This is a genomic window from Sodalis praecaptivus, from assembly GCF_000517425.1.
GTDB lineage: Bacteria > Pseudomonadota > Gammaproteobacteria > Enterobacterales > Enterobacteriaceae > Sodalis_A > Sodalis_A praecaptivus.
The window spans coordinates 4191579-4203349 of the sequence record NZ_CP006569.1 but is presented as its reverse complement, the minus strand read 5'-3'; the positions used below and the strand labels follow the sequence as shown (position 1 = coordinate 4203349).

Genomic DNA, 11771 nt, shown 5'->3' with positions numbered 1-11771 from the left:
TCAATAACTGCATAAATATGACGAGTCGTTGCCCCGTCAGGATTTCTTCCAGCGGCCTTCCAAATTAACGATATTCACCACGCAGGTCAAATATCCATGTAAAGGACGGTGATAAGGGAAATTTATGGATTAACTATTTGAAAGATAATAATAAAGTGTGATTTTTACCCCGTTAATGAGGCGTCGGCGAGGGGCCTGGGTATTGCGCTGTCTCACTGTAGTGCAGCGCCGCCATCTCTGCACCATGCTAGTGCGGGGCGCTTTGGTAGCACGTTATTCTGTCAACGCCATTTTCTGCGACGGATGCCACTGTTTTTCAGGATTAGTGCGCATTTGAATGAATCACAGGGGCGGAATAAGAATTATTAATCCACAGGAAAGTGCTTCAATTCTCGATTATAATGCATATTTATGCCATTGAAACAGGACGGTCAGGGCATTTGATCGCGGTCAGCATTTGAGGGCGGGGAAAAGCGTAAGCTTCAGGGCGACGGAAACACCGGATCCATAGCCTATGCAGTTACAGAAATTAGTCAATATGTTTGGCAACGATCTCCAGCGCCGCTACGGCGAGAAGATCCATAAACTCAGCCTACACGGCGGTTTTAGCTGCCCCAATCGCGACGGTACGCGGGGACGGGGAGGCTGCACCTTCTGCAATGTCGCGGCGTTCAGCGATCCGCAGCGGCAATATTCTCCTATCGCCGAACAGCTGGCCGGCCAGGCCGCGGGGGTGGATCGCGCCAAACGCTATCTCGCCTACTTCCAGGCCTATACCAGTACTTATGCAGAAGTGCGGGTTTTGGACAGCCTGTATCAACAAGCGCTTAGCCAAGGGAATATCGCCGGCTTATGTGTCGGCACACGACCCGATTGCGTGCCGCTGTCGGTGCTGGATCTGCTGGCCGGGTATCGGGATAAGGGCTATGAAATCTGGCTGGAGTTGGGTTTACAGAGCGCGCAGGATAAAACCCTACGGCGCATCAACCGCGGCCATGATTTTGCCTGTTACCAGCGCACCGTTGCCCTGGCGCGGGAGCGGGGACTGAAAGTGTGCACTCACCTTATTATTGGTTTGCCCGGCGAGGACGCGACGGCGTGCCTCGACACCCTCAGCAAAGTCGTAGCTGGGGGCGTGGCGGGTCTAAAATTGCATCCGCTGCATATTGTTGACGGCAGCGTATTGGCCCGCGCCTGGCGGGCGGGCAGGTTGACGACGCTGACGCTGGCGGCCTATGCCGCCATCGCCGGCGAAATGATTCGCCATACCCCCCCTGACATTCTCTTTCATCGCGTATCCGCCAATGCCCATCGTTCCCTACTGCTTGCGCCACAATGGTGCGCAAATCGTTGGGACGGCATGCTGGCCGTGTATCACTATCTACAGGAACAAGGACCGCAGGGCAGCGCCATCGGCACACCTTGGCGGCTCCCCGTCGCCGAACAGAGTTTGTGACCGCTTACTCTTTTATGCGCATTTGCCGGCCAGCCCACGCGCGCGGCGACATTGCCGATTAGGCACCGCCCTCCGCCACCGCGCTTTGACGCCGCTGCGCGCGCCGAGAGCGTGCCATACTGAGGTCGCAGCGTGGGCCAAAGCCGCGTCATAACGGGCACCGCGGCGCGGACCTATGCCGCGTGGCAAGCGGCACCGTCGCGCGGGCTAAGGCTGCGCCATACCGGCACCGCCGCGCGCGCCATACCGGCATCACACCACAGATCGACGCCAGGGCTGAACGGGAGACGGCGCATGCGCCGAGACCGCCCCCCTTGCCACCATTTTGATCCCACTCGCGTTTTCAACATCGCCGGCGAGGGTGACGCACCCGGACTGGTTCAGTAGGAATTATTTACGGTATGATTCATCTATTGCCCTTAAAGGAATCTTCCATGAAGCAAATTCGCCTGCTGGCTCAATATTATGTCGACCTGATGGTGAAACTCGGCTTGGTACGCTTCTCCTTGCTGCTGGCCTCGGCGCTGGTGGTTCTGGCGATGATCGTCCAAATGGCCGTCACGATGGTGCTGAGGGGCGAAGTGGAGAGTATCGACGTCGTGCGCTCCATTTTCTTCGGTCTGTTAATCACTCCGTGGGCGGTTTACTTTTTGTCGGTGGTGGTGGAGCAGCTTGAGGCATCACGCCAGCGCCTGTCGCGGCTGGTGGATAAGCTTGAGGAAATGCGCAATCGCGATTTACAGCTCAACGCCCAACTGCAAAACAACATCGCTCAGCTCAACCAGGAGATGGCAGACCGCGAAAAGGCCGAAGAGGCGCGGCGCGGGGCGATGGAGAAACTGACCGAGGAAATGGCGCGGCGTGAACAGGCGCAGGTAGAGCTTGAGCAGCAGTCCTCGCTCTTGCGCTCCTTCCTCGATGCATCGCCCGACCTGGTGTACTACCGTAATGAGAACAAAGAGTTTTCCGGCTGTAACCGCGCCACCGAGCTGCTCACCGGTAAAAGTGAGAAACAGTTGGTGGGGCTTACTCCGCGCGAGGTGTATTCCCCCGAGATCGCGGAAAAGGTGATCGAAACCGATGAAAAGGTCTTCCGCCATAACGTTTCACTCACCTATGAACAATGGCTGGAATATCCCGACGGTCGTAAAGCCTGCTTTGAGTTGCGCAAAGTCCCGTTTTACGATCGTATCGGCAAGCGCCACGGCCTCATGGGCTTTGGTCGCGATATTACCGAGCGTAAGCGCTATCAGGACGCGCTGGAAAGCGCCAGCCGGGAGAAAACCACTTTTATTTCCACCATCAGCCATGAGCTGCGTACGCCGCTTAACGGCATCGTGGGTTTGAGCCGGATTTTGCTGGATACCCAACTGACGCAAGAGCAGCATAACTACCTGAAAACCATCCATGTCAGCGCGGTTACCTTAGGCTATATCTTCAACGATATTATCGAAATGGATAAGCTGGAGCGCCGCAAGGTACGGTTGGACAATCAGCCGCTGGATTTCACCGATTTCTTGATGGATTTAGAAAACCTTTCCGGCCTGCTGGTGCAGCCGAAAGGGCTGAAGCTGGTGATGGCGCCGCAGCAGCCGCTACCGCGCGCTATCATCGCCGACGGCACCCGCCTGCGGCAAATTCTGTGGAACCTCATCGGCAACGCGGTGAAATTCACCCGACAGGGTGAGATCGTGATCCGCATCTGGCGTGAACAGCAGGACCGTTTATGCTTTGACGTGCAGGACTCCGGTATCGGCATTCCCGAAGAGGAGCAAGAGAAGATTTTCGCTATGTACTACCAGGTGAAAGGGCAGCACGGCGGCAAGCCGGCGACCGGCACCGGGATTGGCCTGGCGGTCTCCAAACGGCTGGCGCAGGCGATGGGCGGCGATATCACCGTTAAGAGCCAACCCGGCCAAGGCTCTTGCTTTACGCTTTCCATCGTGGCGCCGGAAGTGGCGCAGGTGCAAGAGCAGGTTGAGGATGAAGAGGCGATGCCGCTGCCGGCGCTAAATGTCCTGCTGGTGGAGGACATCGAGCTGAACGTCTTGGTGGCCCGCTCCGTACTGGAGAAGCTCGGCAGCAGCGTGGAGGTCGCGATGACCGGCAAGGACGCGCTGGCAATGTTCGATCCCGATGAGTTCGACCTGGTGCTATTGGATATACAACTGCCGGATATGACCGGTCTGGATATCGCCAGCCAGTTGAAGAGCCGCTACCAGGGGCGGCATATGCCGCCGCTCATCGCGCTGACCGCCAACGTCTTGAAGGACAAAAAAGAGTACCAGGCGGCCGGCATGGACGATGTACTCAGCAAGCCGCTAGAGGTCGCGGCGCTTACCCAGGTGATAAAGACGTTTTGGGATCATGCCGATAGCGCCGCCGTTGTGGCGCCAGCAGAGCCGGCGGCGGTGGATAAAAACCGCCAGGTATTGGACACCGCCATGCTGGAACAATATCTGGAACTGGTGGGGCCGTCACTGATTACGCAAAGCCTGGCGATGTTTGAAAAAATGATGCCTGGCTATTTGGCGATCCTGGATTCCAACATGACCGCCCGCGATCGGCAGGGCATCGCGGAAGAGGGGCACAAAATCAAGGGCGCGGCGGGGTCGGTAGGGCTACGTCATTTGCAGCAGTTGGCGCAGCAGATCCAAAGCCCTGAGCTGCCGGCCTGGTGGGATAACGTCCAGGAGTGGATCGACGAGTTGAAGCACGAATGGCGCCACGATGTGCAAACGTTGCGTGATTGGGTTCAGCAGGCAGAAAAAAAATGACCCCGACTTATGCCGGGGTGCGCGAAGATTGCGCCAACACCAGGGAAACTGTTTACCGCCGAGAAAGCTCAGCGGGGGTAGGGGACGGGGAAAAGACGTCACCCGTATTCATGGATAAACCATAGCAAAACAACAGAATAATGTTACAAGATCCATTAAAATTTGGGATGTAATACAGATTTTGTCAATGGAAATAACAAGTTCACCTACCAGACAGAAGGAATCTAGCCAATGAAACGGATCGGTGTCGTGTTGAGCGGCTGCGGCGTCAATGACGGCAGTGAAATTCATGAAGCGGTGCTTACGCTTTTGGCCATCGACCGCGCGGGGGCCGGCGCGCTCTGTTTTGCGCCCGATAAACCGCAGTTGCAGGTGATAAATCATCTTAGCGGCGAGCCGTGCGACGAACGGCGCAATGTGCTGGTGGAAGCGGCGCGGATCGCGCGCGGGCATATCCAGCCGCTATCGGCGGCCAGCGCCGATGAACTCGATGCGCTGATCGTTCCCGGCGGCTTCGGTGTGGCAAAAAACCTCAGCAATTTGGCGCAAACGGGCGCTGATTGTGAAGTCGATGCCGAACTGGCGCGCCTGGTGCAGGCGATGCACGAAAAGCGCAAGCCATTAGGGTTTATCTGCATCGCGCCGGCGCTATTGCCCAAAATTCTGGCGGTCCCGCTACGGTTAACGCTGGGCACCGATGTCGATGCCGCCGAGATGGTCGACGACATGGGCGCGATCCATGTTACCTGCCCGGTGGATGACATCGTTATCGACGGCGATAACAACATCATCACCACGCCGGCCTATATGCAAGAGACCTCGATTGCCGAGGTGGCCAAGGGTATCGACAAACTGGTGGCGCGCGTGCTGGAATTTATTCCATGAGGGGGCGCGCGGGCGATCGCTCCGTGCTGCGGCGCGTATGGCGCTGGCTATTAAGAGGCTGTCTGGCCCTGGTGGCGCTGTGGCTGCTGGCGATAGTGTTGTTCGCTTTTGTGCCGGTGCCTTTCACCGCCGTCATGGCGGAGCGGCAGATAGACCACTGGCTAAGAGGGGATTTCCGCTATGTCGCCCACTCGCGCTGGGTGCCGATGCGGGCTATTGCCCCGCCGATGGCGTTGGCGGTAATGGCGGCCGAGGACCAAAAGTTTTCCCGCCATTGGGGGTTCGATATCACCGCTATCCGCGATGCGCTTAATCACAATGCGCGCAGCCGGCATATTCGCGGCGCGTCCACCCTATCGCAGCAGACGGCGAAGAATCTGCTGCTGTGGGAGGGGCGCAGCTGGCTGCGTAAAGGACTGGAAACCGGCCTGACGCTCGGGATAGAGGGGGTGTGGACCAAGCGGCGCATTTTGACCGTGTATTTGAATATTGCGGAATTTGGCGAGGGCATATTTGGCGTGGAGGCGGCGGCACAGCGCTATTTTTCTAAACCCGCCAGCCGGCTGACCGCCGAGGAGGCGGCGCTGCTGGCGGCGGTATTACCCAACCCGTTAAGTTTACGCGCCGACGCTCCCAGCGGCTATGTTCGCCAACGGCAGCGCTGGATCCTGCGTCAGATGCGGCAAATGGGCGGTGATGCTTATCTGGCGCAGGCGGGCCTGCGTTAAGCCGCGGTTAACAGCGGTCGGCCTAAACCGCGATTACTGCAAGTAGGTGAAGGCGGTCGTGACATGTTTCACGCCGTTCACTTTACTGGCGACTTCGGCCGCGGCCTTGCCTTCGGCGTTGGTCACCAGCCCCAGCAGGAAGACTTCGCCGTTCTCCGTGGTCACTTTGACGTTGGAGGACTTGACCGCGTCGCTGGCCAGCAGCTGCGAACGGATCTTGGTGGTGATCCAGGTATCCATTGACGCGCGTCCGAGCGACACCGGTTGCCCCTGACGGATTTCATTATACACCTCGGTGGCGCCGTCGACGCCCATCGCAATCTGCTTGGCGCGTTCGGCCAGTTCGGGGGTCGGCGCCTGGCCGGTTAGCAGAACTTTGCCCTGATAGGCCGTATTGACAATGCGCGCCTCTTTCTTCAGTTGCTGATCTTTGGCCAGCGCATTGGCGACCCGGGCTTCAAGCGTGCCGTCATCGACTTGGGTGCCGACGGTGCGGGGATCGGTGGCGGTTTTGGTGGCAACCGCGGCGGTACCAACCACCACCGCGCCGACGCATCCTTGCAGCATCAGGGCGGTACACAGCAGTATTAATGGCGTATGAACCTTCATCTGGGCTCCTTAATCGTCCAGGTGGGGAAACAGCTTATTATCTATCAAATCACATAGACAGTTCACGGTGAGCATATGCATCTCTTGAATCCGCGCGCTGCGATGGGACGGGATGCGGATTTCAACGTCCTGTTGACCGAGCAGGCCAGCCAATTCGCCGCCGTCGTAGCCCGTCAGGGCGATAATTTTCATGTCCCGGGTGACCGCCGCCTCGACGGCTTTCACGATATCACGGCTGTTGCCGCGGGTGGAAATCGCCAGCAGGATATCACCGACCTGCCCGAGCGCGCGCACCTGCTTGGCGTAGATCTCGTCATGCTGGCGATCGTTGGCGATGGCGGTCAACACCACGGTATCGGCATTCAACGCCATTGCCGGCAGGCTGGGGCGCTCGGCTTCAAAACGATTCAGCATACAGGCGGCGAAGTGTTGCGCGTTGGCGGCGGAGGTGCCGTTGCCGCAGCATAAGATTTTTTTATCGTCGAGCAGCGCCTGCGCCAGTACATTGGCGGCATGGGCTATGGCGTCGGGCAGCGCTTCCGCTGCCGCTATCTGGGTTTGGATACTTTCGGTAAAACAGCCTTTTATTCTTTCCAGCACGTTTAACAACCTGATAAGTCAAAAAATGAATGGGGCGTCATTACGGTGCGCCAAAGGCGTCTTTCAGCCATTCTACCCGGCTTCCGGTAATGGCGATAATGTCGAAGCGACAGGCGGAAGTGTCAAAACTGGCGCCGCGCTGCGCCAGCCAGACCTGCGCCGCCCGCAGTAAACGGCGGCGCTTGCGGGCCGTCACGCTTTCGGCGGCGGTGCCAAAAGTGTCGCTGCGACGGTAGCGGACCTCGACGAACACCCAGGTCATCCCCTCGCGCATAATCAAGTCAATCTCGCCGCCGCGCACCTGCATATTGGCGGCGACAAAGCGCAGACCGGCCTGCTCTAGGCGGCGGCGCGCGAACCGCTCCGCCTGCGCCCCGCGTGAGCGGCCGCTTACCGCGCCGCTATGAGTTGGCCCCGCTGGTATTTCAGCCATGACAACGTCCTGTTGATCACGCAATCCGGCGTTGCCGATAGCGTGCCGGTTTCGCCCGCGACCTGAAAGCCCGGAAGCTGGCGCATTTCGCTGAAGTGATTGGCCAGCGTCCAGGCGTCCATGCCCATGGCATACAGCCGCACCAGCGAATAATCACCGCGGAACTGGGCGCTTATCTGCGACAGCAGCGCCGGGTTGTCGCCGGTCAGCAGCGGGATATCGCTGAACTCAAGCCCCTCCATTTCCAGGCGGTAATCGGGACCGGCATCGGCCTGATAGCTGCGCGAACTGGCATACAGCGCCAGCCGGGCGCGGGAGCTGACGCGCATGTCGATCATCGGTTTAATCAGCGCCAGCTCGTCGGGGGTGGCGATAATATAGACCGCGTCGATACCGCCGTTGGCATTGGCGGACGTCGACACCGCGCCGTTATCCTGCGGTGCGGGGATGGTAAGGCCCGCGATGGTCACCGCCGCGTTGGCCGGCGCTTCTCCACCGGCTACCGGCGTGCCGGTCAGCGGGATGCCGGCGCCGCTGTTGATACTTTGTTTCAGCTCGGCGGAGGAGCCAAAGCGCTGTTCCAGCACCGTGGCGCCGCCGGCCTGGCGCCAGGCGTCGGAAAACGCCTTCGCCACTCTGTCCCCCAGCGCGCCGCGCGGCAGCAGCAACAGCGGCTGCTGTCGGCCCTGCTGGTGAATATGGTTGGCCGCGTCGCGCGCTTCATCTTCCGGAGACAGGGCAAAATAGCAAATATTGGGCCGCGATTGCAGATGTTCCGGCTGATTGAGCGCCAGGACATTCAGCGTGCCGGCGGCCACGGCGCCGGCGTTATCGTTGTACAACTGCTCCACGTCGTTTTTCAAAAGCGGACCGATTATCATACTGGCGCCGTCCCGCTGCGCCTGGGCCAGGAGCGCCGGCAGCGGCTGGCTGGAGGTATCATAGACCTTCACCTGCACGCTGCTGGCGGTAGAAGCAGCGGCGGGGGCCGGCGCTTCGGCGTCTCGCCCGTCGAGGGTTGTCGCCCGCGGTACGGCGCCGGAGGCGGGATTCTGCCCGCCGTCTTCCGACGCGGCCGGTGCAGGCGTTGTCCCGGGAGCGGTTACCGGTCCGTTCTGATTTGCGCTACCGCCGTCGGGCGGCGTGCCCGCCGCGCCGTCGTTAAGGTTGGCGCCATCGGCGGTCTGCCCGGCGGCGTTAGGGTCCTGAACCGGGGCGCTGGGTTGTGCGGTCAGACCGTTTTTCGCCGCCGTAAACCCCTGCTGAATCGCGTTGGAAAATACCTGCGCCTGACCGTTCAGCGGCAGCAGCAAAGCAATGCCCCCCACCGATGACGATGAATAGTTTTGCACCTGGCCCAGGGGGGTGGGCAGGGTTTTCGCCGCCGGGTTTTGCGGATAGCGGGTCTGCCAGTCTTTTATTGCCGCTTGCAGCAGGGTAGGATCCTGACGGTTGTCCTGATAGACCCGCAACAGATCCAGCCAGCCCTGCAGCACGTTCTCATTGGCGTTGATCACCAGATTGCCCTGCTGGGACGGGAGCGACACCAGCGTTTGCCAGGTTTTATCGATATTTTGCTGACGGGCGGCCGGGTCGGTCAGCAGCGGCGCCTGAGCAATATAGGCCCGTACCAGATCCAGCGAAGGTTGGCTCTGACCGGCATCGATCATCGCCTGGGTGTAGCGCAGGCGCTGCTGCGGGTCGAGGGAGTCGCTGTCGATTTGCCGTAGGGCGGCGGCGGCGCTTTGCGGCTGACGCGAGGCCAGCGCAAATTCCGCGCTCAGCAGCAGGCGTTCGCGCTGGCGCGCCGCATCAAGCTGGGGCGGCAGCGCGGCGAGCTGCTGCTGCGCCAGCGGCAGGCGGCCTTCTTTAATCAACGCGCGAATGGCGAGTAATTGGTAGTCGGTCTTGGTATCATTGCGGCTTTGCTGCATCTGCTGCAAATAATAGTCGGCATTGGCGTTGGCCGGAATGGACGCGCGGCCGGTCTGGCTTTCCGGACCCTGGGCGGTACACGCGGCCAGTATCAACGAGGCCAGCAAGACAGGAAGCAGACGTCCTGTTTTAAAACCCAATACATAAGAGGAAAGCATACTGTATCCAGTGATGTTTTTTTTCAAGATGCTCAATATTAAATCGGCAATCCGGATGAAACAATGAATCAACACCAACAAGCGGATATTTCCGCAGCAACGCTGTATGTGGTACCGACTCCCATTGGTAATCTGGAGGACATCACCCGGCGGGCGCTGTCTGTCCTACAGGGCGTTGATCTTATTGCCGCTGAGGATACCCGTCATACCGGTCTATTGTTACAACATTTTGCCATAAATGCGCGGCTGTTCGCGTTGCATGACCATAATGAACAGCAAAAGGCGGACGTTTTATTGGCGAAACTGCAAGACGGACAAAGTATAGCGCTGGTCTCTGACGCCGGCACGCCGCTTATCAACGACCCGGGATATCATCTGGTGCGCCGCTGCCGCGAGGCCGGCATTCGCGTCGTGCCGCTGCCGGGCGCCTGTGCGGCGATTACCGCCCTGTCCGCCGCCGGACTGCCTTCCGATCGTTTCTGTTATGAAGGCTTTCTGCCGGCGAAGCGCAAAGCGCGCCTCGATTCCCTACAGGGGCTGGCACAGGAGCCGCGCACGCTGATTTTTTACGAGTCCACCCACCGGTTGCTGGAGAGCCTGGAGGATATGGCCACCGCCTGGGGGCCGCTGCGCTACGTAGTGCTGGCGCGGGAGCTGACCAAAACCTGGGAATCCCTTCACGGCGCGCCCGTCGGGGAGCTATTGGCCTGGGTGCGGGAGGATGACATGCGCCGCCGCGGCGAAATGGTGCTCATCGTCGAAGGCTATCGTGCGCCGGACGATGCGCTGCCGCCGGAGGCGCTGCGCACGTTAGCGCTGTTGCTGGCCGAATTGCCGCTGAAAAAAGCCGCGGCGCTGGCGGCGGAGATCCACGGCGTGAAAAAGAATGCGCTGTACCGCTACGCCCTCGATCGGCAGCAAAAAGCATAACGCGGCGCGCCGGCGTCATGCCTGGAACGCATATCGCGGATGACAAGCGTCGGGAAAGTGCCTATACTGCGCCCCGGAGTTGACCAGACAGTCGCCGCTTCGCCGTCGTCCCCGCAAGGGGAAACAGGAGGAGGGGAGGAAAGTCCGGGCTCCATAGGGCAGGGTGCCAGGTAACGCCTGGGGGGTGCAAACCCACGACAAGTGCAACAGAGAGCAAACCGCCGATGGCCCGCGCAGGCGGGAACAGGTAAGGGTGAAAGGGTGCGGTAAGAGCGCACCGCGCGGCTGGTAACAGTTCGCGGCACGGTAAACTCCACCCGGAGCAAGGCCAAATAGGGGTTCACATGGTACGGCCCGTACTGAACCCGGGTAGGCTGCTTGAGCCAGCGCGCGAGCGCTGGCCTAGATGAATGACTGTCCACGACAGAACCCGGCTTAACGGTCAACTCCACTCTTGCGTTAACCCCGCGCCTCACCCTGGCGCGGGTTTTTTTTTTGCCGTTGGCGTCCGCGGGCTTAGGGCGCCGGTCGGTCGTCGCCGGCCAAATCAATCAACAGCGCCTGCAACGGCGCAGTGGCTCGCAATGTCAGGGGCTGCTCATCATGCACAAACGCGCCGTCGCCGCAGGAAAGCTGCCCGCGCGCGCCCTGCATACCGCCAATCTCCACCTGGCCATACACCGATTGCACATAAGCGCGTCGGCCGTTTAGCGGTAGCGTCAGGCTCTCACCCGCCGCCAGCGTCACCCGATGCACCCACGCCTGCTGGCGCAGCCGCAGGCTCCCCTGTTCCCCCTGTGGCGAGGCCAGCAGGACGTGGGGGGCTACGGGCAGCGTAAGCGTTTGCACGGCGGGATTTTCCCGCGTGGGGCAGGCATCGAGCCACAGTTGCATGCGGGTCAGCGGTTGCGCGCCGATATTATGCTCGCTATAGCTAACGCCGGGCTGGGCACCCAGCATCAACGCGTCGCCGGCGGCCACGCGGACGGCATGACCGTTGCTATCGCGGTATTCGGCTTCGCCCCGCAAGACGAGATTCAACACATCGACGGGGGGATAGGTCCGCGGCTGGAAGGCGGCGCCGACCGCCAGCACTTCCTGGTTCAGCGCCCGCAGCGAAGCGTAGTGCAAGAAAGCCGGATCGAAATAGTGGCCGAAAGAAAAGGTATAGCGTGCCTGCAACCATCCGAAGTCCGCCTGGCCGCATTGTTGGGCTGTTCTGCAAGTAATCATGGCGTAATCTGTTTCCACGGGGTCTGG

10 protein-coding genes and 1 other RNA gene are annotated in these 11771 nt (G+C 60.1%); 6 read left to right on the top strand and 5 right to left on the bottom strand.

Annotation, left to right across the window (positions count from 1 at the left end):
* Window positions 1-514 precede the first annotated feature (514 nt).
* The 4 genes from SANT_RS18770 (at window position 515) to mtgA (ending at window position 5846) form a co-directional block, all read left to right on the top strand.
* Window positions 515-1456, top strand: a complete 942-nt coding sequence (locus SANT_RS18770; protein WP_025423781.1) for a TIGR01212 family radical SAM protein — start codon at window positions 515-517, stop codon at window positions 1454-1456.
* A 434-nt stretch (window positions 1457-1890) separates the two neighbouring features.
* On the top strand, window positions 1891-4233 hold the full coding sequence (gene arcB, locus SANT_RS18765) for an aerobic respiration two-component sensor histidine kinase ArcB (protein ID WP_025423780.1): 2343 nt from the start codon (window positions 1891-1893) through the stop codon (window positions 4231-4233).
* A gap of 231 nt (window positions 4234-4464) precedes the next feature.
* Entirely contained in the window at window positions 4465-5118 is a 654-nt protein-coding gene (gene elbB, locus SANT_RS18760; protein WP_025423779.1) for an isoprenoid biosynthesis glyoxalase ElbB, read from the top strand.
* Window positions 5115-5846 carry a monofunctional biosynthetic peptidoglycan transglycosylase gene (gene mtgA / locus SANT_RS18755; RefSeq protein WP_025423778.1) on the top strand — a complete coding sequence of 244 codons (732 nt, stop codon included), beginning with the start codon at window positions 5115-5117 and terminating at the stop codon, window positions 5844-5846. Before elbB ends, mtgA begins: the two co-directional genes overlap by 4 nt.
* 33 nt (window positions 5847-5879) lie before the next feature.
* Here mtgA and dolP read toward each other — a convergent pair whose 3' ends face one another.
* Genes dolP through SANT_RS18735 form a run of 4 tightly spaced genes read right to left on the bottom strand, consistent with a single transcriptional unit; the run spans window position 5880 to window position 9581 of the window.
* Window positions 5880-6455 (bottom strand): division/outer membrane stress-associated lipid-binding lipoprotein, encoded by a 576-nt coding sequence (gene dolP / locus SANT_RS18750; protein WP_025423777.1) that lies wholly within the window; start codon window positions 6453-6455, stop codon window positions 5880-5882.
* Between the two features lie 9 nt (window positions 6456-6464).
* Window positions 6465-7055 (bottom strand): DnaA initiator-associating protein DiaA, encoded by a 591-nt coding sequence (gene diaA, locus SANT_RS18745; protein WP_025423776.1) that lies wholly within the window; start codon window positions 7053-7055, stop codon window positions 6465-6467.
* Between the two features lie 40 nt (window positions 7056-7095).
* The gene (locus SANT_RS18740; RefSeq protein WP_025423775.1) at window positions 7096-7488 is read right to left on the bottom strand and encodes a YraN family protein; all 393 of its coding nucleotides are present in this window, start codon (window positions 7486-7488) and stop codon (window positions 7096-7098) included.
* Window positions 7446-9581, bottom strand: coding sequence for a penicillin-binding protein activator (locus tag SANT_RS18735; protein ID WP_025423774.1), 2136 nt, complete (start codon window positions 9579-9581; stop codon window positions 7446-7448). The genes SANT_RS18740 and SANT_RS18735 overlap by 43 nt, the downstream gene beginning before the upstream one ends.
* 63 nt (window positions 9582-9644) lie before the next feature.
* Here SANT_RS18735 and rsmI point away from each other — a divergent pair, with 63 nt between their 5' ends.
* Window positions 9645-10511, top strand: coding sequence for a 16S rRNA (cytidine(1402)-2'-O)-methyltransferase (gene rsmI, locus SANT_RS18730; RefSeq protein WP_025423773.1), 867 nt, complete (start codon window positions 9645-9647; stop codon window positions 10509-10511).
* 75 nt (window positions 10512-10586) lie between these two features.
* Window positions 10587-10965: RNase P RNA component class A (rnpB, locus tag SANT_RS23090), an RNA gene on the top strand.
* 62 nt (window positions 10966-11027) lie between these two features.
* Here rnpB and SANT_RS18725 read toward each other — a convergent pair.
* Entirely contained in the window at window positions 11028-11744 is a 717-nt protein-coding gene (locus tag SANT_RS18725; protein WP_025423772.1) for a pirin family protein, read from the bottom strand.
* Window positions 11745-11771: the final 27 nt, after the last annotated feature.